Source organism: Pseudanabaena sp. UWO311 (assembly GCF_006937785.1).
In the GTDB taxonomy this organism is placed as follows: Bacteria; Cyanobacteriota; Cyanobacteriia; order Pseudanabaenales; family Pseudanabaenaceae; genus Pseudanabaena.
The window spans coordinates 1-24,250 of record NZ_SJEE01000042.1 but is presented as its reverse complement, the minus strand read 5'-3'; the positions used below and the strand labels follow the sequence as shown (position 1 = coordinate 24,250).

28 protein-coding genes and 2 tRNA genes are annotated in these 24,250 nt (G+C 41.4%); 18 read left to right on the top strand and 12 right to left on the bottom strand.

Features of this window, described 5'->3' with window-relative positions:
- Positions 1-4: 4 nt before the first annotated feature.
- The 3 genes from PseudUWO311_RS21895 (at position 5) to PseudUWO311_RS21885 (ending at position 1,980) form a co-directional block, all read left to right on the top strand.
- Entirely contained in the window at positions 5-328 is a 324-nt protein-coding gene (locus tag PseudUWO311_RS21895; RefSeq protein ID WP_142657352.1) for a PDGLE domain-containing protein, read from the top strand.
- A 92-nt stretch (positions 329-420) separates the two neighbouring features.
- On the top strand, positions 421-1,233 hold the full coding sequence (cbiQ, locus tag PseudUWO311_RS21890; protein ID WP_142657351.1) for a cobalt ECF transporter T component CbiQ: 813 nt from the start codon (positions 421-423) through the stop codon (positions 1,231-1,233).
- 6 nt (positions 1,234-1,239) lie between these two features.
- Positions 1,240-1,980: an energy-coupling factor ABC transporter ATP-binding protein gene (locus PseudUWO311_RS21885; RefSeq protein WP_142657350.1), complete on the top strand. Its 741-nt coding sequence runs from the start codon at positions 1,240-1,242 to the stop codon at positions 1,978-1,980.
- Positions 1,981-1,995: 15 nt separating this feature from the next.
- Here the strand turns inward: PseudUWO311_RS21885 and PseudUWO311_RS21880 are convergent, their stop codons facing one another.
- Positions 1,996-2,625, bottom strand: coding sequence for a Uma2 family endonuclease (locus PseudUWO311_RS21880; RefSeq protein WP_142657367.1), 630 nt, complete (start codon positions 2,623-2,625; stop codon positions 1,996-1,998).
- A gap of 101 nt (positions 2,626-2,726) precedes the next feature.
- On the opposite strand from PseudUWO311_RS21880, the gene PseudUWO311_RS21875 reads away from it, so the two are divergent.
- On the top strand, positions 2,727-3,827 hold the full coding sequence (locus PseudUWO311_RS21875) for a glycosyltransferase family 4 protein (RefSeq protein ID WP_142657349.1): 1,101 nt from the start codon (positions 2,727-2,729) through the stop codon (positions 3,825-3,827).
- Between the two features lie 90 nt (positions 3,828-3,917).
- On the opposite strand, the gene PseudUWO311_RS21870 is transcribed toward PseudUWO311_RS21875, so the two are convergent.
- Positions 3,918-6,104: a sigma 54-interacting transcriptional regulator gene (locus PseudUWO311_RS21870; protein ID WP_142657348.1), complete on the bottom strand. Its 2,187-nt coding sequence runs from the start codon at positions 6,102-6,104 to the stop codon at positions 3,918-3,920.
- 354 nt (positions 6,105-6,458) lie between these two features.
- On the opposite strand from PseudUWO311_RS21870, the gene PseudUWO311_RS21865 reads away from it, so the two are divergent.
- On the top strand, positions 6,459-7,463 hold the full coding sequence (locus tag PseudUWO311_RS21865; RefSeq protein ID WP_142657347.1) for a pentapeptide repeat-containing protein: 1,005 nt from the start codon (positions 6,459-6,461) through the stop codon (positions 7,461-7,463).
- A 114-nt stretch (positions 7,464-7,577) separates the two neighbouring features.
- Here the strand turns inward: PseudUWO311_RS21865 and PseudUWO311_RS21860 are convergent, their stop codons facing one another.
- The 3 genes from PseudUWO311_RS21860 to PseudUWO311_RS21850 form a co-directional block, all read right to left on the bottom strand.
- Entirely contained in the window at positions 7,578-7,838 is a 261-nt protein-coding gene (locus tag PseudUWO311_RS21860; protein WP_142657346.1) for a hypothetical protein, read from the bottom strand.
- A gap of 445 nt (positions 7,839-8,283) precedes the next feature.
- Positions 8,284-9,750, bottom strand: coding sequence for a sugar transferase (locus tag PseudUWO311_RS21855; RefSeq protein ID WP_142657345.1), 1,467 nt, complete (start codon positions 9,748-9,750; stop codon positions 8,284-8,286).
- A 174-nt stretch (positions 9,751-9,924) separates the two neighbouring features.
- Positions 9,925-10,725, bottom strand: coding sequence for a WecB/TagA/CpsF family glycosyltransferase (locus PseudUWO311_RS21850; protein WP_142657344.1), 801 nt, complete (start codon positions 10,723-10,725; stop codon positions 9,925-9,927).
- A 145-nt stretch (positions 10,726-10,870) separates the two neighbouring features.
- On the opposite strand from PseudUWO311_RS21850, the gene PseudUWO311_RS21845 reads away from it, so the two are divergent.
- Together PseudUWO311_RS21845 and PseudUWO311_RS21840 are read left to right on the top strand one after the other, a co-directional pair.
- Positions 10,871-11,293, top strand: a complete 423-nt coding sequence (locus PseudUWO311_RS21845; RefSeq protein WP_142657343.1) for a hypothetical protein — start codon at positions 10,871-10,873, stop codon at positions 11,291-11,293.
- Between the two features lie 245 nt (positions 11,294-11,538).
- On the top strand, positions 11,539-11,751 hold the full coding sequence (locus PseudUWO311_RS21840) for a hypothetical protein (RefSeq protein WP_142657342.1): 213 nt from the start codon (positions 11,539-11,541) through the stop codon (positions 11,749-11,751).
- A 161-nt stretch (positions 11,752-11,912) separates the two neighbouring features.
- Here PseudUWO311_RS21840 and PseudUWO311_RS21835 read toward each other — a convergent pair whose 3' ends face one another.
- Positions 11,913-12,719: a DUF429 domain-containing protein gene (locus PseudUWO311_RS21835; protein WP_190303612.1), complete on the bottom strand. Its 807-nt coding sequence runs from the start codon at positions 12,717-12,719 to the stop codon at positions 11,913-11,915.
- A gap of 136 nt (positions 12,720-12,855) precedes the next feature.
- Entirely contained in the window at positions 12,856-14,589 is a 1,734-nt protein-coding gene (locus PseudUWO311_RS21830) for a serine/threonine-protein kinase (RefSeq protein WP_142657340.1), read from the bottom strand.
- Between the two features lie 159 nt (positions 14,590-14,748).
- On the opposite strand from PseudUWO311_RS21830, the gene PseudUWO311_RS21825 reads away from it, so the two are divergent.
- On the top strand, positions 14,749-15,150 hold the full coding sequence (locus tag PseudUWO311_RS21825) for a DUF4346 domain-containing protein (protein ID WP_142657339.1): 402 nt from the start codon (positions 14,749-14,751) through the stop codon (positions 15,148-15,150).
- A gap of 95 nt (positions 15,151-15,245) precedes the next feature.
- On the top strand, positions 15,246-16,154 hold the full coding sequence (gene prmA / locus PseudUWO311_RS21820) for a 50S ribosomal protein L11 methyltransferase (protein WP_190303613.1): 909 nt from the start codon (positions 15,246-15,248) through the stop codon (positions 16,152-16,154).
- 105 nt (positions 16,155-16,259) lie between these two features.
- On the opposite strand, the gene PseudUWO311_RS21815 is transcribed toward prmA, so the two are convergent.
- Both PseudUWO311_RS21815 and PseudUWO311_RS21810 read right to left on the bottom strand, forming a co-directional pair.
- On the bottom strand, positions 16,260-17,228 hold the full coding sequence (locus PseudUWO311_RS21815) for an N-acetylmuramoyl-L-alanine amidase-like domain-containing protein (RefSeq protein WP_142657337.1): 969 nt from the start codon (positions 17,226-17,228) through the stop codon (positions 16,260-16,262).
- Positions 17,229-17,318: 90 nt separating this feature from the next.
- A complete protein-coding gene (locus PseudUWO311_RS21810; RefSeq protein WP_142657336.1) occupies positions 17,319-17,567 on the bottom strand; it encodes a Ycf34 family protein in 249 nt (82 codons plus the stop codon).
- 153 nt (positions 17,568-17,720) lie between these two features.
- On the opposite strand from PseudUWO311_RS21810, the gene ndhO reads away from it, so the two are divergent.
- The 4 genes from ndhO to PseudUWO311_RS21790 all read left to right on the top strand — a co-directional run bounded on the left by ndhO (position 17,721) and on the right by PseudUWO311_RS21790 (position 19,995).
- On the top strand, positions 17,721-17,939 hold the full coding sequence (gene ndhO, locus PseudUWO311_RS21805; protein WP_103666650.1) for an NAD(P)H-quinone oxidoreductase subunit O: 219 nt from the start codon (positions 17,721-17,723) through the stop codon (positions 17,937-17,939).
- A gap of 72 nt (positions 17,940-18,011) precedes the next feature.
- A complete protein-coding gene (gene surE, locus PseudUWO311_RS21800) occupies positions 18,012-18,707 on the top strand; it encodes a 5'/3'-nucleotidase SurE (RefSeq protein ID WP_142657335.1) in 696 nt (231 codons plus the stop codon).
- A gap of 172 nt (positions 18,708-18,879) precedes the next feature.
- Positions 18,880-19,422 carry an isopentenyl-diphosphate Delta-isomerase gene (gene idi, locus PseudUWO311_RS21795; protein WP_142657334.1) on the top strand — a complete coding sequence of 181 codons (543 nt, stop codon included), beginning with the start codon at positions 18,880-18,882 and terminating at the stop codon, positions 19,420-19,422.
- Between the two features lie 90 nt (positions 19,423-19,512).
- The gene (locus PseudUWO311_RS21790; protein ID WP_223807687.1) at positions 19,513-19,995 is read left to right on the top strand and encodes a 2TM domain-containing protein; all 483 of its coding nucleotides are present in this window, start codon (positions 19,513-19,515) and stop codon (positions 19,993-19,995) included.
- A 42-nt stretch (positions 19,996-20,037) separates the two neighbouring features.
- On the opposite strand, the gene PseudUWO311_RS21785 is transcribed toward PseudUWO311_RS21790, so the two are convergent.
- A tRNA-Leu gene (locus PseudUWO311_RS21785) sits at positions 20,038-20,118 on the bottom strand.
- Positions 20,119-20,473: 355 nt separating this feature from the next.
- Here PseudUWO311_RS21785 and PseudUWO311_RS21780 point away from each other — a divergent pair.
- The gene (locus tag PseudUWO311_RS21780) at positions 20,474-20,977 is read left to right on the top strand and encodes a hypothetical protein (RefSeq protein WP_223807686.1); all 504 of its coding nucleotides are present in this window, start codon (positions 20,474-20,476) and stop codon (positions 20,975-20,977) included.
- A gap of 19 nt (positions 20,978-20,996) precedes the next feature.
- A complete protein-coding gene (locus tag PseudUWO311_RS21775; RefSeq protein WP_142657332.1) occupies positions 20,997-22,310 on the top strand; it encodes an aldehyde dehydrogenase family protein in 1,314 nt (437 codons plus the stop codon).
- A 2-nt stretch (positions 22,311-22,312) separates the two neighbouring features.
- On the opposite strand, the gene PseudUWO311_RS21770 is transcribed toward PseudUWO311_RS21775, so the two are convergent.
- Complete coding sequence (locus PseudUWO311_RS21770; protein ID WP_142657331.1) at positions 22,313-22,570, bottom strand: glutaredoxin family protein; 258 nt, start codon at positions 22,568-22,570, stop codon at positions 22,313-22,315.
- A gap of 48 nt (positions 22,571-22,618) precedes the next feature.
- Here PseudUWO311_RS21770 and PseudUWO311_RS21765 point away from each other — a divergent pair.
- The 3 genes from PseudUWO311_RS21765 (at position 22,619) to PseudUWO311_RS24215 (ending at position 23,685) form a co-directional block, all read left to right on the top strand.
- A tRNA-Val gene (locus tag PseudUWO311_RS21765) sits at positions 22,619-22,692 on the top strand.
- Positions 22,693-22,831: 139 nt separating this feature from the next.
- A complete protein-coding gene (locus tag PseudUWO311_RS24220; RefSeq protein WP_190303611.1) occupies positions 22,832-23,434 on the top strand; it encodes a hypothetical protein in 603 nt (200 codons plus the stop codon).
- Positions 23,410-23,685, top strand: a complete 276-nt coding sequence (locus tag PseudUWO311_RS24215) for a hypothetical protein (RefSeq protein WP_190303610.1) — start codon at positions 23,410-23,412, stop codon at positions 23,683-23,685. The genes PseudUWO311_RS24220 and PseudUWO311_RS24215 overlap by 25 nt, the downstream gene beginning before the upstream one ends.
- Positions 23,686-23,690: 5 nt before the next feature.
- On the opposite strand, the gene PseudUWO311_RS21755 is transcribed toward PseudUWO311_RS24215, so the two are convergent.
- Positions 23,691-23,900 (bottom strand): hypothetical protein, encoded by a 210-nt coding sequence (locus PseudUWO311_RS21755; protein WP_142657330.1) that lies wholly within the window; start codon positions 23,898-23,900, stop codon positions 23,691-23,693.
- Positions 23,901-24,250 lie beyond the last annotated feature (350 nt).

The window sequence follows — 24,250 nt, the reverse complement described above, 5'->3', positions numbered from 1 at the left end:
ACAAATGCATAAAAATCGTGTTTTTCTATTCTCAGGATTATTTCTAGCACTGAGTATTGCTGCATTCATCTCACCCTTTGCTAGCAAAGATCCAGATGGATTAGATCGAGTCTCTCAAGATCTAAAATTTGAAGATAAAGCTATTGAGAACTCATCAACAAAACAACTTCCCTTTGCCAATATTTTTGATGAATATTCTGTCAAGTCAGTTCCCGATCAGAAAGCATCAACTGCACTAGCGGGAATTACAGGAACATTAGTTGTATTTGGCTTAGCATGGGGAGTTGGCAAACTCACAGTACGTAAATCTGAACCAAAACAGAAATAAAGCCCTGCACTCAAGTGCGGGCTAAAAGCTCAAACCAGTTGAAACAGGTTGCTTAGAAGTATCCTTTAGTCTGCTTCTATAAAACTAAATCTATGCTTCTACATATTCATCTCATTGAGTCAAATGATCGCCTATGTCAAACACTGAGCGATCGCTTAAATTTATGGAATCGCTTAGCTGTACATACACGCTTGATCTGTATATTCCTATTGGTATTTGCGATCGCCCTAACTCCAATGGGCAGATGGTGGACTTGGGCAGTATATGGAGTTGCTGTTTTGCCAATTCTCTACTGGAGTAAAGTTAGTTTAGGAATTCTCGCCAAACGTATGGCGATCGAATTAGCCTTTATTAGCGTGATTCTATTAGGAACTCTCTTCCGTGGTGGTGGACAGATACTTTGGCAATGGGGATGGTTACAAATAACTACCAATGGATTAATAATTTTAGGAAGTGTGAGTATCAAAGCGTTTTTATCTTTACTACTATTAAATATTCTCACTCTCAGTACTTCCATTCCATTATTACTCCAAGCTCTAGTTACTCTCAAAATGCCACCACTGTTAGTTAGCATTCTCACCTCGATGTATCGCTACATTGGAGTCTTAACTAACGAATTTAATGCTATGCATCGTGCGGCAACTGCCCGCAATTTTGCGCCACAAAATCTCTATAATCCCCAACGACACGATCGACCGTGGCAACGACAGGTACTAGGCAATATGTTAGGAGTTCTGTTTATCCGCACTTACGATCGCGGCGATCGCATTTATCAGGCGATGTTAGCACGCGGCTATCAAGGTACTCCAGTCATGCTCGAATCAGTTACGAGCACATGGAGCGATCGCATGGCAATTAGTTGCGTTATGATTTTGATTATAGTCGGTCAAGTTTTTATTAGTTAAAGCGCTTTGCATCACAATCCTATTTCTATTGAGAACCTCAGTTATTGCTATCCTGATGGTATTCAGGCTCTAAAAGGGATTAATCTCCAGATCGCCGCAACCGAGAGGGTGGGACTCATTGGAGCCAATGGTTCTGGAAAGTCAACATTACTTTTGCATCTGAACGGCATTCTCATGCCACAGCAGGGCGAAATCGTGGTCGGTGAGATGGTCGTCAAGCCCAGCAATTTCGCCGCAATTCGGAATTTTGTTGGGCTAGTGTTTCAAAATCCAGATGATCAATTATTTATGCCAACGGTTTGGGAAGATGTTGCTTTTGGTCTAATGAATCAAGGACTCCGAGGAGATGAGCTAAAAACAAGGGTAGCAGAAGCTTTGGTGGCAGTCGGGCTAGATGTTGCAAAATATCGAGAGAGGCTATCTCATAATCTTTCTGGTGGTGAAAAGAAAAGAGTTGCGATCGCAGGGGTTTTAGCGATGCAGCCGCAGGTCTTAGTATTTGATGAGCCATCTGCCCAGCTCGATCCGCGATCGCGCCGTCAGTTAATCCAGCTTTTGCATACTTTGCCCGAAACTCAATTAATTGCTACTCACGATTTAGACTTAGTTCTAGAGCTATGCGATCGCACTGTTGTCTTGAGTGAGGGTAAAATTGTCTATGATGGTTCGACAAAGAAGGTGTTATGCGATCGGGAATTTTTGTTGGAGCATTCTCTCGAAATGCCATTAAGTCTAGGATCTCGTTGAGACCTTCAGCAGGGCTTATCCTGCAACCTCAATAGCAGCTTGAAAAATCGTATCAGTCATCAAATTTAGCTTGGGTAAAATATCGGATTCAATCCGTTTCCCAGAAGTAAATAGAAATAGCTGATATTCTCCTTCGATTAATTTGCAAACTGTCACCGTTGGCTGCTTTGGCTTGCCAATGTGTCGCACTGCCCCTAGCGCCCGATAATCCACAATCCAGTATTCCGCAATTCCCATCACCTCATATTGCGATAGCTTGATTGCATAGTCGTCGCTCCAGTTAGTACTGACAACTTCGATGACTAAGGGAATAGTTTTGCCGTTTTGAATCACTGAAGCTTTTTGCCACAAAGGTTCGTTGACGAGTTCGAGCCGATCTATCACTACCACGTCAGGGATAAAACCAGTCTCAGCCATTTCTGGCTTTAGTAGACACATCCTACTAACTCGATAGTTAGGATGATTACTACGAACCTCTAAAGTTAGCTCCTCAGACAAAAAGCTACTAGTTAATTCATGATCACCTATGGGCATCATTTCTCTAACTGCTCCTCTATATAGCTCATAGCGCTTACCATCTTCGGGATACCAATCGATAAACTCTTCAAAAGTCATGCGATCGCAGTTAACTAATGCTTGCACCATTGCCACACCTCTATCTTTGGGGTTTTGACTTTCCTCAATTATAACTGCTATAACTAAACTCAATTTGCTGACAGCATAGCAAAAAGTAATTGTCATATACAGTGAAAAAACACATTTTATTCATTCTGCCTTACCTCAATCAAGGTGGCACAGAAAAGCAAGCCCTTAGCCTCATTGAAGGACTACGAGATCGCTACAAAATATCGCTATTAGCCCCAGATGGCAAAGGTGCTCCCAAATTTCGAGCTTTACCAATTTTGCAGCGTGAATACACAAAGTGGGAGATTAATGTATTTAAAGGCTTTCCAGAACTGATCGCAAGAATCAAGGAAATCCAAAGAGAACAGGCGATCGATCTTGTGCATGTTCACGGCGCTCACGAATTAATGCTAGCTGTATATTTAGCTTTAAAGAAAGTCCCTATTCTCTATACTGTACATGGCTTTCATGGACTAGGGGCAAAATTTAGTTATCAAATGTCACGCTGGTTTAGCAATTGGTTTGCCGATCGCGTAATTTGTGTTTGTGAAGCTGAATATAATCTTTTACGGGAATTGGGATTAAGTGAAAAAAAGCTCCATTTGATTTACAACGGAGTCAAAGAGCCAATTCTCGATTCTGATAAATCATTAGAACTCACCAAGAAATTTCAACTAGACCCAGCCAATCAAATCATCCTTGGGACAGCAGCCCGATTAGATGAAGCAAAAGGGCTAACCTATTTACTTCAGGCTTTTGCAAAATTGCAAGGAGAAAACCTGCATTTAGTAATTGCAGGTAATGGTGATTTAGAAGCTTCTCTTAAACAAGAAGCTCAAGATTTAGGTATAAGCGATCGCGTGATTTTCACGGGCTATCTTGATGACTTACCGAACCTGATGCAACTGTTTGACATTTTTGTATTGCCTTCGCTCCAAGAAGCTTGCAGTCTTGCCTGTGCAGAAGCGATGTCTCAAGGAAAGCCAGTAGTCGGAACTCGTGTGGGTGGTATTGCTGAACAAGTAAGTGATCGCCGAACAGGTTTTATCGTGATGCCTCGCGATCCTGACAGTTTGGCTGTTAAGCTTGCCGAACTAATTGCTGATCAAGAGCTACGCGATCGCTTTGCAAAAGATGGTTATAGCCGCTATCGTCAACTTTTCTCAAGCGAAATCATGCTTGAAAAAACGGCTCAACTATACGATCAGATGATTGCGACATAAAAAGATACTCCCTTCCCACTAAATAAATAGCGGTGCACGGCGAAGCCGTGCACCGCTATTTATTGGTTCAGCAAAGCGCTGTAATGCGTTTTAAGTAGGGAAAACTATAACTAGCCACAAAGCGATCGCTAAAATGACCGCACTCAAATGTTGAGGTATCAGCGATCGCCAAGGCTGTCTGGCAATCTTTTGCGTTAGCACCCATGACAAAAGCACAGAGAAAATTAATGTGGTTCCTTGCAAAAAGGAAATTACCGCAGGATGAGCAATAAAAATTGGCAATGTCGAACCATCCAGCCCAAAAGTCGCCCAAGTAACTGGCAATACCCGACCTGCTTCTTGGAGAAATAGACGTAAATAATGCGCTAGATTTGCGCCTAGAACTAATGGCAAGTATCCATAGGCGAGCTGGATAAATGGTCTGGGTTTACAGGCTGTAATACTAAAAGGAAGCTGATTGTCTTCGCAATTCTTTCTCCAGACAATTGTGAGAAAGTAGAGCAATCGCATGATCCCATAAGTAATTAAGGGAATTACCGCAGCGACAATCAGAATGAGTAGAGATACTGCCAAATGGGGAAAGAATGCTTCCGTAATAGACGGCAAACCAAAAAACGAGGTGATTTCTGGTAAGCGATGCAAAAATGCACCACCAAGCAGTAACAAGAGCAAAGCAACTTCATAGGTGCGTGGTACATGGGTTGTCCATAGTTCAATTGCGGGAGGACGAAGATTAAACTCTACAGACCTATGGGGGCAAGCCTTGAGGCAAGTCATACATAGCACACAGTCGCGATTATCTTGTAATTGAGCAGGATGAGAATAAAGCGGACATCCATTTGTCTCTAGACCTTCGCCTTTTTTCACGCCGCCTTTATAGCATTGATAGGTCGTACATTCAGCCGAACAAGTTCCTTGTTGAGCGCGTAATTCCGTCATTGAGAGTTTTGCAAATAGTCCATTCATCCCTCCAATGGGACAGAGATAGCGACACCAGTACCTGCGTTCAAAAATCAGCGAACAGATCATCGCTCCAGCCGTAATCAATAGCAATAAATATGCAGAAAGATAGGCAGTATTTTGTAAATCCCAAAGCTCTTCCCATAAGTAGATCAGCACAAATAGACCGAATAAAAACCATCCACCCCAACGTTCAGAAATATCTCGATTCCAATGTTTAAGCTGTCGTGGAAATAGCCATAGAGAGAGCTTCTGCACTACCTCTCCATAAATCATAAACGGACAGATAGAACACCATAGTCTTCCTACAAAGGGAAAGCTAATTAAAATTAATGGCCACCACCATGCCCAAAAAAAATTAAGCGCAATATTTTGATCGCGAGTTTGAGGAGCTAAAAACAGTATGGCAACGACGATCGCAAAAAAAGTGAACGTAAATCCATAGTTAAGGCGATCGGGAAACCATTCACTACGTAGGAACCGACGTAGATTAGGATAGGCATTGAGTAGATTAAAGCGAAACTTTTTACCCTTGGGTTGGGTTGACCAAAACACTGATTCGTTTAGCGATGGCGCACCCTGTGACTGTAATATTGCTCGTTCCACCAATAATTGTAGTTCTTTTAAATTTCCTGTGAAATCATAGCTTTGGAGACTGCGTAAAGCCTCAGCAGTAATAGTTGGTTTAGGAATACCGCGATCGCGACAAAACAAACTAATGTAATATTCCACATGTGGTTTAATATCAGCTTTTCGCACTCTCAGCGATGGAACTTTGATCGAATGTTTAACATATGACTCACAGGTAGATTGACGTTTTTCAGAGACCATAATGATCCGCGATTCACAGATTAAAGGCGCATCGGTTGCATTACTTCCGACTCGTCTAAAGGTTCCGTTTTTTAGAAGCTGCACAATCTGGGGGCGCAATTCATTGGGTAGCTCTTGGATGTTATTTAAAACTAGAGTTCCTTTTCCCAAATATGTTAATAGCCCATGATTGCCATCTGCACGTCCAAATAAATCTGCACCACTGGTTTGGACAAGGCTGCAATTTACTTTTGCGATCGCTTCCCGTCTATATGCCGAATTAAAATGAATCAAAGCCGCAATATTATCTTTATCCAGTCCAGGTTCGCCAAGAATCAATACTGGTTGCCGATCTTCACTGGCACTTTTAATCTCTTGACGAAGCCTCATCGCATAGCGACTCTTACCAATAATTCCTCGCTCAGCCTTGGTAATTAGATAGGGCTGCAAAACCTGCGATCGATCTTGTATCCACTCTAAAGAAGTTTCAGAATAATTGGAAGACATAATTCTTCACAGGTTTATAGCTATTGCTAGTTAGAGTATACTCCTTTTGCATTGCTATATTGCAATGCAAAACATAGCTAGGACAAATCAAAAACCAAAAGATAAGTGACAGCGCAAAGCGCCGCCACTTATCTTTTGGTTTTTATGTACTAAGCAAAACTTGCATTGCTATACATGTAAACAAATAACTTCTTTTTGTTTTGGATTGAGCGAAAAGCATTGTAATAAAACTGGCGACAGCAATACCTTAATTTCTGACTTTTTCTTGTTTCGCCAAGTGATAATCAATGGGAGTATAACCCTCTAAATAACCGCTACATCTAAACGAGAGCATGGTGTAAAAGGAAGAGACATATGGGAAACTCAGAACATCTTGCGATACTGAAACAAGGAGCAGCCAGTTGGAATAGATGGCGACTAGAAAATCCTGAGATTATCCCTAATTTGAGTGGTACTAACTTAAGACGTGCCAATCTCCGCGAAGCAGATTTGAGTGGAGTAAACTTGCGCTGGACAAATTTGAGTAACGCTAATTTATTAGGTGCGAATCTCAGTAGTTCTGATCTCGTGAAAGCAAATTTGCGAGAAGCAGATTTGTATAAAGTAAATCTTAAAGATGCTGAGGTGAGTGGAGCCTATTTGAGCAAAGCTCATCTAAGAGAAGCTTGTTTAGAAAGATGCGATCTGAGTATGGCAAACTTACAAGGAGCCGATCTTACTAAAGCTCATTTTAATGGTGCTAATTTGAGTGGTGCAGATTTAGACGAAAGTGATTTGAGCAATGCAAATTTAAGTGAGACAAACTTAAGCAATGCCATTTTGAGCAATGTTAATCTCACAAATGCTGATCTCCACCGCAGTGATTTAACTAACGCAAATCTAGAATTTGCTGATCTTAGTAATAGCAATTTATCGGACTCAAAGCTTTGCAACGCAAATCTGAACAATGCTAATTTGCAAGAATGTGATTTGAGCAACGCTGCTATTAATCAGGCTAATCTTTGTCATGCTAACTTAGCTGATGCAATTCTCAGTAATGCCAATTTAAGTAATGCTAATTTAAGGCACGCAAATTTAAAAAATGCAGTTCTGAGCAATGCAATTCTGAGCAATGCTGATCTGTGTGATAGTAATTTGGAAGATACAATCTTAAGTGATGCAATTTTAAGTAATGCAAATTTAAACGGGGCAATTTTGACAGGAGCACAACTGGTTTCAGCAAAGCTAGATGCTGCTTTTTTGATTGGTACTAATTTAGTTAAAGCTAATTTACGGCTTGCCAATCTGAATGGAGTTAGTTTATCCGAAGCAAATTTGTTTGGAACGATTATGCCCGATGGTTCGATCCATAATCATTAATAAAGACGGCATTTATGCCGTCTTTATTAATGATTTGTCGTTAAATAAAAGAAACCTTAAAACCCGAAATGATAAATAGCCCGCTGCGCGGGCGATTTATCATTTCGGGTTTTACTAAGCTTGTGGCTTACCACCAATATCGCCATCACCATCAATGTCACGACCAGTAAGATTCTCTAGTGCATCAACTGCTTTGCCTGCAGAATCTTTAGCCATGACACCAACATCCAAATTTAGAGTATCAGTAACCTTTTTGACGTTTTCTTCACCGATAACTCCTTCAGCCTTTTCCTTGAGTCCTTCAGCTACTTCTCCAGCCTTTTGCTGTAAGCCACTTACAAATCCGCCAAGTCCTGAATTTTGTTCTTCGCTCATTTTAATTACCTTCGTAAAGAGTTTTAAGGATTAATGCTATTGAATTATAGTCGGATAGGTTTCAAAAATCATGTCTTTTGTAACACTACGCAAAAGAATTTGCCGAAAAAACGCCGAAAAATGAAGCTTACCAGTAAGTAGCTAAGCAAAAAAGCCCTTAAAATCTGAAAAGAAAAATCGCCCCCCGCAGTGGGCGATTTTTCTTTTTAGATGTTAGTTTTTGTCACGCCTAATTACTAGTTTTTCAACATTGCGTGGAAAGCAATTTATGCATATCTTGCGCTAGCACAGGGAGACTGCACTTACAACGATTTGCGCTTAAACCCAAACCAAGATAAATCTTGAAAGCGTTGCTAAGCAACGCTTTCAAGATTTATCTTGCGGCTCATTTGATCGAAAATTGCTGTAGATTTCGTAAGACTATGTTCCCATACCAGCCCTTACTCTAATATGCCCCCTTACCAAATAAAACTAGCCTTAGAGTTTCAATGAGAATTTCCAAATCGAAATTTAGTGACCAGCGATCTATATAGAACAAATCTAATTTTGCTACATCATCAATTGTATCTAAATCAGATCGCCCTGAAATTTGCCATAAACCTGTAATCCCTGGCATAACTAAATGCCTTGTATGATGCCAACTGGTGAATCTTGCCACATCCCTCACAGGCAGAGGTCTTGGTCCAACCAGACTCATTTGTCCAATTAAAACATTGAATAGTTGCGGAAGCTCATCCAAACTTGTAGAGCGTAAAAAATGTCCGATTGGAATGATGCGTGGATCTTTTTCGATTTTGAACATGACACCATCGGAACTTTTATTAAGGTGTTCTAGTTCTAATTGGCGGCGATCAGCATCCATAAACATACTGCGAAATTTCCACATACGGAAAGATTGCCCCTGTAAGCCAATGCGATCTTGAGTATAGAATACGCTCCCTTTAGAGCTAGTTTTAATCGCGATCGCAACGCCAATAAATACTGGCGATAAAACTATTAACCCGAAAAAGGCAGCGACCAAATCCAAACAGCGCTTAAAAATATATTCCCAATTCGCTAACAGCGATGACTCAATCCGAATCATGGGCATTGATGCAAAAATCTCTGGAGTGCCGCGCCGATGAAGTAGCATTAAGCTAGATGGAACTAGCCTTAGTCCAATTCCCGCATTGCGAAGTTGCCAATATAACTGAGAAGCAAGTTGTGTTTCTGGCAATCCTTCCGCAATCACCTCTTTTGCCCCAGAACTAATAATGGATTGCATAGCGTGTGAAGTATTAGCGAGAGAAGAAGTGAGAACTCCGACTACTTTGTAGCCAGTTCTTTTTTCGACAATTTTGGCTAAGTATGACAAGCGATCGCTAGGTGCAATGATAAAGACAGGTGTATGAATTCTGGCGATCGGAAACTGATCAAAGAGCAAAGTTAATAGCAACCGCAATCCGATAATCATTAATATGCTGCCAATCCATGCTGGGAAAAATAGCGATCGCGGTGCATCAACTCCAGGGCTATAAAAATAGCTGACCACTAGAGATGCCATGTAAACGCTGCTGATGACTTGAGATTGCTTTACATAGTTACGCCATTGGGACTCGCCTCGGTAAAAGTTATGATAGGCAAATGCTGTGACAATCGCTGCGGCAAAAGCCCAAAACAAACCCGTAAATCCTGCAAATTCTCCCCAATTAAGTTCTGGTGGTAAGGGTGAAAATCCTTGATTAAGTCTTCGAGAAACTTGCCATGCTATGCCCAATCCCAAGGTGTCGCTAGCAATTAGGAATAGCGATCGCAACCAATTGCACTCGACCATAGACCATTGTTTGATCTGGTTACCAGCTCGAATGTCGTATTTTTTTGCACATTGCTCGGTGTGCTTCTGGGTTGGTTTGCGATCGCTACTCACTCTCATATTCCTCTTTTGCTCTTAATCTGATTGTGCATCACAAAATTTGCTTTATTTAAGTACTTGCTCATTATCTTGCCCAAATTTGGAATTAGTTCAGACACATAGCTGTCGCCAAGCAAAACCCAAAGGAGAGTTGCGGTGCTTCGCGCCGCAACTCTCCTTTGGGTTTTGATCTAACTAAAGGAGACGCTTCACGTCTCCTTTAGTTTTTGGGCTTTTAAAAATTCGTTGCAAATGTTGTATCCCAAATAAAACGACAAAGCATGGATTATTGATTAAATAGCGTTGCCACAGACGCATTGGCTCTTGAGTAAAGCGATATAACCACTCAAGCCCGATCGCCATCATCCAACGTGGAGCTTGTGAAACCTGTCCACTATGAAAGTCAAAGGCAGCGCCCACACCAATCATCACTGCTGCCAATCGGGGTTGAGCTTGACTCATCCAAAATTCTTGCTTAGGACAACCAAGGGCAACAAATACAACCTTTGCACCTGATTTAGAAATAGTTTCGATATCTTCAGCTAACTGCTCCTCAAAGTTTGGATCGTCAAGCTCGAAATAAGGTGGAGCATGTTTACCCGCGATCGCTAGCTCTGGAAAGCGTAATTTTAATTTTTGCTCTAATTTGTTAAGCGTTTCGAACGTTGCGCCAAAAAGATAAATAGGTATATTTTCTTGCGCTGCGCGATCGCACCAAGCAAGCATTAGATCAGGTCCGTAAACTCTCCGTTGTTCTTTTACCCCTAGCGATCGCAGCCCCCATACAAGTGGCATCCCATCAGGGGTGACTATGTTGGCTCTTTCTAATACTTGGCGATAGTCTTGATGCCAATAAGCTGTCATTACTACATGCACGTTCGCAGCAACTATGTAGCTAGGTGTCTCCTGCTGGACGAGACTGGCAATGCGATCGCAAGTATCTACATAACTTGTTGTGTCAATGCCAACATTAATAATGGATATACGCTGACTCATAATGTTCTGGGATTTAAATTTTTTGTGGTGCGACAAAGCCGCGCCACAAAAAATCAGTGAGACTTTTTAATTGATGAGTTGTGCTCTCATTTGATGCTATTATCATTAAGGCAAAAAATACGGCTTTGGAGTTTTGATTCGCTCAATGAATACAGAAATTGCAGAAGATTTATTCACTCAAGGTTTAGAGCGCTACAAACAGGGTGAATCTGCGGCAGAATTAATTCCTGTGTTTGAAAAAGTATGTGAGCGCCAGCCCAAAGTTGCTAGCGGTTGGATTTGTCTATCTTGGTTGTATTTGCTAGACAACAATGCCAAACTCGCGATCAAGGCAGGACAGAAGGCGGTCAAAATTGCTCCCGAAGATCCTCAAGGTCACATTAATCTGGCGATCGCAATGTTAGAGCTATCCCAAAAAGGGGTGCGAGAGCAAGTTGAAGCAGCTCAAAATTGGCTAATGATTTTGAAAGATATTAAGCCAGAAATTGTTGAGAATTTTGAAGAAGGATTGCGCCGTCGTCCAGATTGGAAAGCCCTTGAAAAGGTTAGGGATTGGGTACTAAGCTAAAATTCAGCCTATGTATTCTTGTTAATTTCGGGCTGCTGTCAACATTTGTAAATCACAATTGTTGAAACTCAATAAATAACTTTATCTAACGTCATAGAACTTCATAAGTGCTGCTCTTTTGTCAGAAAAACTTAACACGGGATTTTTGTCAAGGGTGCTAGGCTACATAAATATAAATAACTGAAGCTGATAACTTTTTAATTACAGCGAAGTGACAATTTTTTATTTAAAAGGAAGTTAATAAAATGATCTTAGAAAATGTCAGAGTAAAGCCCGACACCCGCAACCACAAAGGTTTTTTTGTGTTGGAAGCTTCTTACAAACTCGTTAATATCGATGGCAATGGCTGGGCTTTAATCTGTTTAGACGACTATGCTTGTCATTACGTCGATCCTGATGATTTGAAGTTGCCTAGAGGTTGGAAAAAGACAACTAGTAACAAAGTTGTGCACGCTTAGAGATTGGCTATTGGAGTTTCTTCAATGATTGGAACTGAAAATCCATCAACTCTTAAATTAGATAAACTAAACTTCAAATAAAAAAGAGCAAACTTTAGTTTGCTCTTTTTTAAACCCAAAATAGAGTTGCAGCGCTTCGCGCTGCAACTCTATTTTGGGTTTTATGCACAAATCCATCCTTCAAGATGATCGCAGTTTTCAGGAATTCCATAGTTGGGTTGTTGAGAAGCTGATGCTGCCTGAATTGCGGCAAGTACAGCATCAAGAGTATCGCCCGAAGCATCACTCACACATTCACAAGTAACCTGTTGATCAATTTCGACAACAAAGCCATACTTTGATTTGCATATAGGTGATCGCACCTGATTAATTATTTCTTGCCGCAAAAATTGCATTTCCGAAGTTTGTTTGCGCTTATCATCAGATTTATAGCTTAGCTTACCGATAATGTTCTTTGAAATTAGCGCAGGATAAATCTCAATCACACTTCGTGGATCGTTAGTGGGATGACAAGGCAAAATGCTAAATCCTGCGGCAAGCATTCTTGGCGCACCTTCAAAAAACATTTTACCTACAGGTACACCATAGACTTTCATTGGACTAATCGCACCTGCGAACTTATCAGTTTGACGCAGATGTTCGCGATCGCCCACAGGTCGATCTTGACGATATTGATTTAAGGTTTCGACAAACTCCTGTTTGCTCATCTGCCCTACGCGCTCAACATATTCAGCCCAAGTCTTCCCCCATTGCAAGTTTTCGATTAATTTTCGAGGCTGCCCTAATGGAAAATCTACTCCTGCAATCCAGACAGGCGATCGCGTCAAAAAGTCCATAAAAGAAGGAAAATCAATAAAACGATAGAACTTTTGAATACTAAGAACATCTGCTTCTAGCCTCGCTTCTACACAAGCGATTACTTTATTTTTACTAGGCGCACTAGTAAAGTCAATTCCATATATTTTCATAATGTTCTCAAATTCATAGCTGTCACCAAGTGAACCCCACAAGAGAATTGTGGCGCTTCGCGCCGCAATTCTCTTGTGAGGTTTATGTTCGTGTCTAGCAACAACTATCAAGATGGTGCTTCGCACCATCTTGTATTTATCTATTTCTAACTTTGATTTCTATTTGTGGAGGAGGAGGTGTTGGTGCTTGTGTTGGAGTTGCCACAGGTGTAGGAGTATTTGGAACAGGTGTTCCTAGTGAGGGAGTTGGTGATGCCAATGGAGATGTTAAGGGAGGAGTTGGAGGAACGGAAGTTGGTTGCGCGAGCGCCGAATCCTTAAGACTAAATTTTAATTGATAGGGAATTTCAGTTGTCCCTCCAATACCTTTGAGTTGAACTACATAGGCTCCATCAGATGGAATTGGCACATCAGCATTCACAACATTAACAGCATTGGAGAGAGGTATGCCTTGAGCATTCAGAACAGTAAGCAATAGTCCCGTACCTGTAATCGAAGTACTCAGCAATTGTCCAGATTTAGCCTGAACTGTATAAGTGTGAATCGCATCTCCCAGCATTTTGTTAGGGACAACCAAAGATTCTTTATTGGCTTCCAAATTTAGGACTTGATTTACAGCTGTATTCGTAGGTGTTTGGACAGGACTAGGGTCAGTAGAGATAGGCTTAGTGGCAGGAATTGGCTGATTGCTGACAATAATCGATGGTTGGTTATTTCGCATCATCGCGGGTAAAGCAAAAGCCGCGATTACTGCTACAACTGCTAAAAGCCCACCAAATAGAAAGAGAACTCCTGAATTAGAGCTAGCCGACGGAGCAGGAACTGAGCGACGAGTTTGAGAACTAGATTTGTATGAAGTCGGAATATTGGAGACAGTTGAATTCTCTGTCCCAGTTAGAATTGTTGACCTAACGATCTTGCTTGTAGTCGCTTGGCGCTCCACTTCTGTCATCGTTGCAAAGGTGTTAATACCTTGATTAACCTCGCGCACTGATTGGTAGCGCTGCGTATAGTGATAGCGCACCATCCGAGTCAATACCATTGCTAATCCGTTGCTAACCTTTGCTTTATCTCGCCAGACTAACTCACCAGTAGCGGGATCGGTTGGGAGATCAGTTGAGCTATATCCAGTGAGCGCTTTAATCGCCACCATGCCTAAAGCATATATATCACTGTTATAAGTTGGGCGACCTGCACATTGCTCGCTGGGCATATAGCCAGGTGTCCCGATGGTCACTGTAAATCGTGATTCCCCTTTTTCATTGGCTACGAGTTGCGTATTAGCATCTTGCACCGCCTTGACCGCACCAAAATCGATCAGCACAATCTTTTGATCTTTCTTACGGCGAATTAAGTTGTCTGGCTTAATATCCCGATGAATTACCCCTTCAGAATGCACAAAGTCCAAGACATCAAGAACATCTTTCAGAATCTTAAGCACTTCAACTTCGGCTAGTTGTTTGTCTCTGATTGGTGCGTCAATATTTTCTAACTCAGCAAAAAGACGATCTTGAGATTCATTATCTAAATCTGATACTTCAGGCAGGGCTGCTTTCAGTTCGTCATGAAGCGATCGCCCTTCCACAAATTCTTGCACTAAAAAAAACTGCTTATCTTCCTCAAAATAGGCAAGTAGTTGCGGAATTTGATCATGACTGCCAAGTTTTTCTAGGGTTTCTGCTTCCGTGTTAAATAGCCGCCTTGCCTCACGAATAAAATTAGGATCATCACTAGCGGGCTTTAGTTGCTTAACTACGCAAGGTGGCGAACCAGGGCGGCGCATATCCCTAGCAATAAATGTATGCCCAAATCCACCAGCTCCAATCTGTTTAATCAGTTTGTAGCGTCCGTCTAGTACTTTGGCTGGCATGGCGATTACCCCTCTAGTTATAGGCTATGACAAGTTTGAAAATTTGATAATCGCAAGCTTGCTATGTCTCATTGTATAGGATTAGTTGGTTCCGCAAAACTTGAGCGCTGTAAGTCGTATCATAAGATTAATAATTAATATTCTCTTGCCTCAAAGTTAATGAATTTGACTGCTGAAACGAACTCACTTACACAACAACTCCACCTCATTGACGCTCAATTATCTAAGCGATCGCTAGCTCTTGATCCCAGTGGTTATTTTATTATTTATGTTGATCGCCAACAAAATTTAATTTGCGCTAAATACTACAGCAACATTATCAATGACCAAGGTTTAGCAGTTGATCCAGAAACGGGTAAACCAATTCCTGCTAAAGGTAAAGTTGATCGCCAAGCTGTGAATTTATTCACAGGACGAACTGCTAAGGAACTCTGCGTAGAAATCTTTGAACAAACACAACCTTGCCCTGTTACACTGTTTGACCATGCTGCATATCTAGGACGCGAAGCACAGCGAGCAGAATTAGCGCTGTTACAGCAACAGGAATATATCCAAGACTAGAGATTGTTACGATATTCAGCGCTTTGCGCGATCATAATATCTCAAAATATAATTATTCATATCATAGTCATAAGCGCCAGATGTCACCTTCGCTGATCGCACCAAACAACAGTTGGTGGGAAATCCAAGTTATAGCCGAGCAATCTCTAGAAGAGCAGATTTTTTGGCGGTTACAAAATTTTGGCTGCCAAGGAATGGCAAGTCAAAAAAAAGATGGGCAGATTAGAGTTAGTAGTTATTTGCCAGTTGAGAAGGGCAGTGTTTTGGATCTGGCGGCACTTGCTTTATGGCTAAAGCAAGATGCGATCGCGTTAGACTACGAAGCACCAGCTACTCAATGGACAGTAATTAACGATGAGGACTGGTCATCAAGCTGGAAACAACATTGGAGCCCACAAGAAATTGGCGATATGTTGGTGATTTATCCTGCTTGGATTGATCCACCAACTGATAGCGATCGCAAAGTTCTGCGCCTTGATCCTGGCAGCGCTTTTGGTACGGGTGCTCATGCTACTACACAACTTTGTTTAGAAGCCCTAGAAATGCGCTTATGGGGTGCAAAACCTGAAGACAATATTGTGGTTGCTGACGTTGGTTGTGGTTCAGGTATTCTCAGTATCGGGGCTTTACTGATTGGAGCGAGTCAGACCTATGCGATCGATAATGATATTCTGGCGATCAAGGCAACTAACCACAATCGCCAACTTAATGATATTCCTGAAGATAAAATCTGGGTGCAAGAGGGCAGTATTCAAGATTTGATTGCGAATATGCCTGCACCTGCGAATGGGTTTACTTGCAATATCCTTGCTGACATCATTGTTGATATGGTTCCCTATTTCGATCAGCTCGTTGACGAAAATGGCTGGGGAATTTTAAGTGGAATTTTAGTTGAGCAAGTACAGAAAGTTGCCGAGGCTCTTGATGCTCATAAATGGACGATCGCCACATTCTGGAAGCGTCAAGAATGGGCATGTTTAACGATTAGACGGTCAGAATATTAACAAAATATATCAATGTAAGTTTTGCTTAAGATATAAAACCCAAGAGATGAGTGGTGGCGCGAAGCGCCACCACTCATCTCTTGGGTTTTGCTTTGCAATTTTTGGTTAATTAACGGGACGCGCTACCATAATTCCGATCGCATGATCAACGCCTTCAACGTAACGTTGTAAATCGGGAGAGACTTTGACTTTGCCTGATGGTGACGCATGGATGAACCCTATTCCATTGGCAGTAGGATAGACAAAGCCTGTATGTGTAGCATCAAGCCCTTTCAGATCCGTAGTCACAGCAATAATGTCGCCAGCTTTGAGTAATGAATAAATAGAACGTATCTTACGAGATGGAATATATCGTAACGGTTGCGATCTTGTCTCTAGTTCTATCTTCTGCTCCATTGCTAAAATACATTGATGATTAGCTTCATTATTTTTTAGGCGTGGATATTTCTGCCAATTACTACTCATGAAGTCTAATTTCTTATTGAGAGGAACCCCTCCCAATTCAGATGTGAGGTCACGCACAATATTGCGTTTCTGATTGTCGCGTATCCATTCTGAAAAATAATGTAAGCGACTGCAATAGCCATCTAGCTTATCATCCGCATAACGAACTTCTTGGATCTTCTCCACAAAGTGTTCGTAGCTGGGACCTGACGATCGCAAGTTGCGAGAGAATGCTAAAACTGTCTCCACAAATAGTACACAGTCAAATTCTGTAAGTGATACGAATAGCTTTTCAGTTTTATCTTGATCTAATAAACCTTCGCGGTAGGTTGCACCCAGAAATTTAGTAGAAACAGTTTGCAGAACTTCGTCTATGGGAAGGATGGTGATTTTGCGATCGCTTAATATCTGCATCAATCGTTGATATTCGGCTTTAGTTGCAGAAGTATCTAAACTCGATAGATTCTCAGAATTATTTTGAGATGAATTTTGATGGATTGATGGGTTACTTTTAGCAGTTACAAGAACTGAATCTTTGTGGTCAATATCTTTAATATTAGGAAGGAAGTAATCGCTAAAGGATATTCCTAGTAAGGTACATAGTAATAATGGTTTGATAATTTGAGACATGAATTCCTAATTTATGACTTCTCCAAAACTCTTTTACAAGAAATAGAGAAGCAGTACAAAATACTACATCTCTATTTCATATCCCTGAAATCAAGTGGGAACAAGTTCCCCAGGACGCAATTTCATCCATTTCCCCATCTCTGCTGAGAAGCTCTCACAACCAACGACATCCCATTCCATTTGGATGTCTCCAGATGTCGTTTTAATATTGACATTAACCGTTGGTGAGTTTGCCTCAAAGTCTGGATACTCAGTCAGATGTGGTTGCAAATGTTGTGCTTCAACAGCGTGATAGGTGATGCAGCGATCGACATAGGTGCAGTTGATGCAGATACACATAACAGTTATACCTAATTCATGGGGCTATGCTAACAAAAAAATCCTCGAGTCGATTTATTTTTACTGCTGTAGGCGCTGAGAACAACATATCGGTTTGCTATACAATACCTACTAGTAGTTTTAAATCCTTAATAATTTGTTGCATTAAACACTATGGCACTAAAAAAAGGCACACTTGTTCGCGCTATTCGCGAAAAATTAGAAAATAGTCCTGAAGCAACCGCTAATGATACTCGCTGGTCGTCATACCTGTTTGAGACTTGGGGCGAAGTGTTAGAGTTTCGTGGTGATTATGTCCAGATTAAATTTGGGAAAGTATCAACCCCTGTAATTTGGCTGCATAAGGATCAATTAGAAGAACAGGCAGCTTAAACAGCAATAAATTTCAAAAGCCTTGCAATGCAAGGCTTTTGAAATTTATTGCTGTTTAAGAGGGAAGGTAGTATGACAATTATTTTGACCAATGACGATGGCATTGATGCTGAGGGCATTTGGTCTTTGCAAAAAGCTACTGAACTAGTATTTGGAGTTAAAGGCGCGATCGCAGCCCCATCTCGTCAATATTCGGGCTGTGGACACCAAGTAACGACGAATGAGCCGATCGCAATTGCCAAACGCAGCGAAGATATCTATGCGATCGCGGGTTCACCTGCTGACTGTGTGAGGGTGGCGATCGCGCATTTGTATAGTGATGTGAAATTAGTGCTGTCAGGCATCAATCACGGTGGCAATATGGGCGTGGATGTCTATATGTCTGGTACTGTCGCAGCAGTGCGTGAAGCGGCTTTTCATAATATTCCTGCGATCGCTATTTCCCATTATCAAGACCGCCGCAAAGCTTTTGATTGGGATTGGGCAGCACACACAACGGCTATGGTCATTAAGCAACTTTTAGAAATTAAACTCCCACCTCAGTCATATTGGAATGTGAACTTGCCCCATATTGATCCAAAAGAGAGTAAGGAAACTCCTGAAATAATATTTTGTGAAAAGTCGAACCAACCATTGCCCCTAGAGTTTAAATCCGATGGCGATCGCGTCACCTATACAGGTCGTTATAACCTTCGCGATCTCTCTCCTAATACTGATGTTGACGTTTGCTTTTCTGGCAAAATAGCTGTCACACAAATGAGCATTTGATTCTAAAGCACCAAATGGTGAAGAAACCCGAAGAAGCGGAGAGCGGCGCAAAGCGCCGCTCTCCGCTTCTTCGGGTTTTATGTCTGAACATGCTTGTCCTCTGGGCAAAACCAGATAATATTTTAAAAGCCTTGTAAAACAAGGCTTTTAAAATATTATTTTTGTAAATGCCATGAATGTAACGCCACAAATAATTCAGCAATTAGAAGAAAAAGTTATTTTAGTAGATACCAGCGATCGCCAAATAGGAGTTGCCGAAAAATTACAAGCACATCGTGAAGGTTTACTGCATCGAGCTTTTTCAATTTTTGTGCTCAACTCAGAAAATCAACTGTTACTCCAAAAAAGAGCCAAACATAAATATCATTCAGGTGGACTCTGGACAAATACCTGTTGTAGTCATCCGCGCCATGAAGAGCCAACCTTACTAGCCGCCCATCGCCGACTTCAAGAAGAAATGGGTTTTGATTGTGAATTGCGTGAAATTTTTAGTTTTATATACCATGCCGAATTAGATAATGAATTAACTGAGTATGAATTCGATCATGTATTTGTAGGATATAGCGATCACAGTCCAGTTCTCAATCCTGAAGAAGCAGAAGATTGGAAATGGATAGATTTAAAAACTTTACAAGCTGATATTCAAAAAAATCCAGCATCTTATACCTATTGGCTGCGCGATTGCTGCGATCGCTTTATTACTGAACTAGGATAAAAACAAATAGAGAGTGGCGGCGCGAAGCGCCGCCACTCTCTAAAATTGATGTCTATAGCTATACTTGAATTGATCTTTATGGAGAAAAATATGGAAACTTATTCAGAAGAACAAGTCGATCAGATTCTCCGCTATGCACTTGCCAAGAGAACTAACGGTCAAAACCTGACCAAACAGCAAATATATGAGATTGCCTCAGACATGGGAGTTAGTGAAGCTGATTTCTTAGCATCCGTGCAAGAATGGCAATCTACGCAAGCTGTTCGCAAAGAACAGTTAGAGTTTGACAAATATAAAAAGAAGTCTTTGCAAGCAAATGTATTGAAATATGCGATCGTTAATTCTTTTTTAGTCGCACTCAACTTGTCTACCTCTGGCAGTATTGGCTGGGCTATCTATCCTCTATTATTTTGGGGACTGGGTGTAGCGCTAGATACATGGGTTGCTTACCAACCAGAAAGCGAAGAATACGAAAAACAATTTCAAAAATGGCTGCGCAAACAGAAGCGAGATCAACTCACTGCCCAAATCACCGATAAATTAACTTCTAGCCTTGAAGAATGGCTCAAATGAAACAAGATACTATGCAAAGCACAGCGTCTTGTTTTTTGGAAATGCGGATGGAGAGACTCGAACTCTCACATCAAAGATACTAGAACCTAAATCTAGCGCGTCTACCAATTCCGCCACATCCGCTTGGGTAAGGTGTTTTTTGCACCGAATAAAATAATACAGCAATCTTGGTAAATTGCGGAATAAACTTTTTTAACTTGAACTATTCTCGTTATGACCGATGTTACGTGGAAGAAATTCCTGTCTTAGCATAGGTCTGGGACTGAACCCTGTGGCACATCCCCTACAGAACATGAATTGTTTCAGGTAGGGAATGTGCTCCCGTAGTTGCCCTGTCATGCTGGCAGCAAGAGATTTTCATCAAATGCTATACAATTGTTTTGATTAATTTCTTGATCTATGGCTTATAGTGCAAAAAAATTAAGCACCAACCAATTTTTTTTAAGAGTAGATTTGCCGCAATTTTAAAAAACTAATCGTGATTTTTTACATAGAAAGTTTCTATAATCTATGCAATCCTCATTCTGAGCATACCTTTAGTATTCTTGTTGAGCTTGACTATCTAGTGCATATTCATAAGCCTCAAAAAATTGATCTAGAACAAATTTACCCCTGTCCTTGCCCCCGCAAACGCGGAAAGCTAAAGCCGATCGCACTGACTGACGCTTTTGGATGCGATCGCTGCTCTTTGCTCTTTCAAATAGAAAATGACGGCTATAGTCTATTGCAATTAGGTGGTATCGAATCTCAACAACATACATGGCAATGGACGGGCAAATGGCAACCTATTCGTGGAAATGATCAACAGGCTAGATTAGAAACAATTTTGATGTGCACAGCTTCAGTATTATTTTTTGCGCTAATCATTGTCTGGGCACTAAATCTAAAATCAACTTTAGGTATTCCTTTAGCTATTTTGTTGTTTGCCCTTTTGGGTTTGCTAATATGGCGATTGCTTGTGATTCGTCAGCGCGATATTTAACAATTATTTATTACAGAGTATGTCACCAGAAGACCTTACAGGCTTCATTTATAAATCCCACGCGGCGGCGCTGCAACTCATGCAAGTGTCTACCAGAGACCGGGATAGTTTGTTGATAGAAATTGCTAATGGCGTTAAAAAGCATAAAAATGCGATTTTAGAAGCTAATACGCTGGATTTAGAAGCAAGTCGAGATATGGCAGTACCAGAATTAGTACTCGAATGGCTAAAACTAACTCCCGAACGGCTTAACAATGCGATCGAATGTCTGCTCCAACTTGCAAATCTGCCCGATCCGCTAACACTACATGTCGGCATTAATGGCTATCAACGTGTACCTCTTGGAGTGGTAGCTTTTGTCTATGAGGGTTTTCCGCAACTCAGCTTAATTGCAGCAGGCATGTGTCTTAAAGTCGGTAATACGATTATTCTCAAGGGAGGCAATGAAAGTACAAACACCCAAGAAGCGATCGCAGCGATCGCCAAAGATACCCTCATTGCCAGAGGTTTTCCTGAGGCATGTATAACCTGTGTTCCCAAAGGGGTGACGCTCAAAGAATTAATTGTTCAAGAAAAATATTTACGCTTGGTTATTCCTTATGGTCGTCCTAGCTTTGTCCAGCAGGTGAGCAAGCAGGCCACAGTCTCGGCTTTACCAATTTCAATGGGTAATTGCTACATGTATTTATCGGCTTCAGGTAAGTTGGACTTTGCTAAAGAAATTATCCTTAATAGTCGTAAGGGAGATCCTGATGCAGTTAATGCGATCGAAAAGGTCGTTGTACATCGGTCATGGCTTGATCGCTCTTTAATCGATCATGGACTAGGTGAGTGGATTAGTAGTCTCAAAAAACATGGTTTAACAGTGCGTGGATGCGCGGAGACCACCGTGTATTTTCGGCAATTTTTAGAAGAATCCCATAGCGAGGAAACCGACAAACCAAGTCAAGTCCTCATTGACCAATCGATCGAGTCCGAGGATATCTGGGGACAGGCTTATTTAGACGAGACGATCGCTATTAAGATCGTTAATGATACTGAAGAGGCGATCGCATGGATTAATCAATACAGCAGTGGTCACGCCGATGTATTACTGACGGACTCCTTGTCCGAGCGCGATCGCTTTGTTAGTCGTATTAATAGCAGCACGATTTTTGTCAATGCCCATAGTCGATTTAGTCGCTGTTTTAAGCTTGGTGATAGTGGCAATGCCAAGATTGCTTTGGGGATGTCCAGTTTAAAAACTCGCGGTGCATCCAGATATCCTGGATTGATTGATATCTATGCGCTGACGACGACTAAGCAAGTGTTGACAAATTCATGGATGCAATAAATTTAGCAATAGCGCTGGAGTAATACTTCTAATTTCTCGACAGGCGATCGCGGCGGAAATCTTGGTAATTCCTGTTCTTGTTGGCGATCGTTAAGCAGACAAAGTACGGGGATTTCGTATTGATAGCGATCGAACCAGCTTGGGTTACTAGTAATATCCCTAATTTCTAGCTCGAAGCTAACTTGCTTAACTTGTTGTAATTTTGTTAGCAACCCTTCACACAGACAGCAATCTTGCTTACTATACAAAATTAATTTCATAGATTTTTGTTAAATATACTTCCATTATGTTATATTACAAATCCGTTAGAACGCATAGCTCAGTTGGTTAGAGCACCACGTTGACATCGTGGGGGTCGATGGTTCGAGTCCATTTGCGTTCATAGGCTGGAGAGCTAATAACACTAAGGCTTTTGGGAGTCCCGATCAACTTCTGAAGGTATATTCTAGTGTCAATAAGACAATATATTTAGGCTGTTAAGGGTTGTTTTGGGTAGTAACTTTACCCCGAAATTTACCCCGATGAAAATTACTATAGAAGACCATTGCGGACGGCTGAGACTAAGATGGCAGTATGAAGGCAAGCGCTACACGATGGCTGTTGGTGTTAATAATGATGCAACAGGAAACGCCGTAGCACGAAAGAAATCCTCAGAGATCGAACTAGATATGCAAGCGGGGTATTTTGACCCAACTTTGCTAAAGTACAAGCCCAAAATTCTCGGAAAAACTGCTACAGAAATCACTGCTCCTGAGTTATTTACAAAGTTTACGCAGAATCAATCCAAGGAAAAAAATTTAGCTAACCGTTCGATTGAGGCTAGATATACTCCAATTTTGAGATGTCTTGAGCGATCGCTAAATGTCCCATTGCATCAAGTGACAGAACGTTTAGCTGGAGACTTTGCCGCGCTTCAACTGGAGAATGTAACCGCCCGAACTGCAAAAGAAAGACTTTGGTTACTTAAAAGCTGTTGGGATTGGGCTAAGGGTAAATATCATGTTACTGAGGAGAACCCTTGGACGAATCAGATCAAGCGTATTAAAACGAGTCCACAGACAGTCGTACACCTTAGCTGTTGCCGTAATGATTTGATTGGATGGATCTCGATAAAAACCCACTAACTGAGTTGAGGCGATCGCAATTTCGGGCGTTAGGTCTAACAATTGGACTGCGGGATACGACAAAGCTTGCTCGAAGCATTCCGAAATTTCGCAAGGCAATTTCAAGCGATCGTATGCAACTAACTTGGCAATTTCCCAACAGGATATCGCGCTTACCCCAATTACATCAGACTCATGGGCTTGGATTGCAGCGATCGCAGACTGAGCTTAGTATCACCATGCACCCACCAGATCCAGATATGCGTATCTAAAACAATCATGCCAATTCCCAATCAGCGATCGCAACTGGTTCTAGGGGATCGATATATTCCACAGGCAACCCACGCAAGGGATATTTAGCATCAGTGATGTGGGGCTTGTGCTTAGTTAAGCCAAAGGATAGCAGCAACTTTAAAACCTTGGTCAAATCACTTTCTGACATTGCTTCAACTTCTTGGATGATTTGCTGTTTTGTGGTGACAGTCATTCGGTTTGCCTCCTTGTCATATATGCAATATAGAACTCACAAAATCCTCTAAGTTGTTGGGTATGAGATCGCCGTTTTGCAACTTTGTCCTTCTTTTACCATGTGATCGCAGTGGTGAAACTCAGTCTTTAGAACCAAGGTGATCGCACTGCAAAAGCACATTCCGAACGCGAAGCAACAATATAGATCGTGAGAGTAGCGATCGCGAAACGAACAAGTTGTCAAAAGCAAAGTCTATTGTTTCTTGAGGCGTGGCTAATCGCAGATATTAGGCGCTAGTAGGAATACCTGCGATTGACCATGCCGATCTTTTTTGTGTTTTGTAGGCTTAAATTCTAGTAAATAAGAGA

Bases quoted from the DNA above. Each gene is read 5' to 3' on its own strand.
- PseudUWO311_RS21790 (WP_223807687.1), top strand. From the start codon at position 19,513: ATGGAAACTTATTCAGAAGAACAAGTCGATCAGATTCTCCGCTATGCA.
- PseudUWO311_RS24220 (WP_190303611.1), top strand. From the start codon at position 22,832: ATGAAAATTACTATAGAAGACCATTGCGGACGGCTGAGACTAAGATGG.
- cbiQ (WP_142657351.1), top strand. From the start codon at position 421: ATGCTTCTACATATTCATCTCATTGAGTCAAATGATCGCCTATGTCAA.
- PseudUWO311_RS21850 (WP_142657344.1), bottom strand. From the start codon at position 10,725: ATGAGTCAGCGTATATCCATTATTAATGTTGGCATTGACACAACAAGT.
- surE (WP_142657335.1), top strand. From the start codon at position 18,012: ATGACAATTATTTTGACCAATGACGATGGCATTGATGCTGAGGGCATT.
- PseudUWO311_RS21830 (WP_142657340.1), bottom strand. From the start codon at position 14,589: ATGCCAGCCAAAGTACTAGACGGACGCTACAAACTGATTAAACAGATT.
- PseudUWO311_RS21895 (WP_142657352.1), top strand. From the start codon at position 5: ATGCATAAAAATCGTGTTTTTCTATTCTCAGGATTATTTCTAGCACTG.
- PseudUWO311_RS21870 (WP_142657348.1), bottom strand. From the start codon at position 6,104: ATGTCTTCCAATTATTCTGAAACTTCTTTAGAGTGGATACAAGATCGA.
- idi (WP_142657334.1), top strand. From the start codon at position 18,880: ATGAATGTAACGCCACAAATAATTCAGCAATTAGAAGAAAAAGTTATT.
- ndhO (WP_103666650.1), top strand. From the start codon at position 17,721: ATGGCACTAAAAAAAGGCACACTTGTTCGCGCTATTCGCGAAAAATTA.
- PseudUWO311_RS21835 (WP_190303612.1), bottom strand. From the start codon at position 12,719: ATGAAAATATATGGAATTGACTTTACTAGTGCGCCTAGTAAAAATAAA.
- PseudUWO311_RS21810 (WP_142657336.1), bottom strand. From the start codon at position 17,567: ATGTGTATCTGCATCAACTGCACCTATGTCGATCGCTGCATCACCTAT.
- PseudUWO311_RS21770 (WP_142657331.1), bottom strand. From the start codon at position 22,570: ATGAAATTAATTTTGTATAGTAAGCAAGATTGCTGTCTGTGTGAAGGG.
- PseudUWO311_RS21845 (WP_142657343.1), top strand. From the start codon at position 10,871: ATGAATACAGAAATTGCAGAAGATTTATTCACTCAAGGTTTAGAGCGC.
- PseudUWO311_RS21855 (WP_142657345.1), bottom strand. From the start codon at position 9,750: ATGAGAGTGAGTAGCGATCGCAAACCAACCCAGAAGCACACCGAGCAA.
- PseudUWO311_RS21775 (WP_142657332.1), top strand. From the start codon at position 20,997: ATGTCACCAGAAGACCTTACAGGCTTCATTTATAAATCCCACGCGGCG.
- PseudUWO311_RS21825 (WP_142657339.1), top strand. From the start codon at position 14,749: ATGAATTTGACTGCTGAAACGAACTCACTTACACAACAACTCCACCTC.
- PseudUWO311_RS21755 (WP_142657330.1), bottom strand. From the start codon at position 23,900: ATGACTGTCACCACAAAACAGCAAATCATCCAAGAAGTTGAAGCAATG.
- PseudUWO311_RS21840 (WP_142657342.1), top strand. From the start codon at position 11,539: ATGATCTTAGAAAATGTCAGAGTAAAGCCCGACACCCGCAACCACAAA.
- PseudUWO311_RS21865 (WP_142657347.1), top strand. From the start codon at position 6,459: ATGGGAAACTCAGAACATCTTGCGATACTGAAACAAGGAGCAGCCAGT.
- PseudUWO311_RS21815 (WP_142657337.1), bottom strand. From the start codon at position 17,228: ATGTCTCAAATTATCAAACCATTATTACTATGTACCTTACTAGGAATA.
- PseudUWO311_RS21880 (WP_142657367.1), bottom strand. From the start codon at position 2,625: ATGGTGCAAGCATTAGTTAACTGCGATCGCATGACTTTTGAAGAGTTT.
- PseudUWO311_RS21860 (WP_142657346.1), bottom strand. From the start codon at position 7,838: ATGAGCGAAGAACAAAATTCAGGACTTGGCGGATTTGTAAGTGGCTTA.
- PseudUWO311_RS24215 (WP_190303610.1), top strand. From the start codon at position 23,410: ATGGATCTCGATAAAAACCCACTAACTGAGTTGAGGCGATCGCAATTT.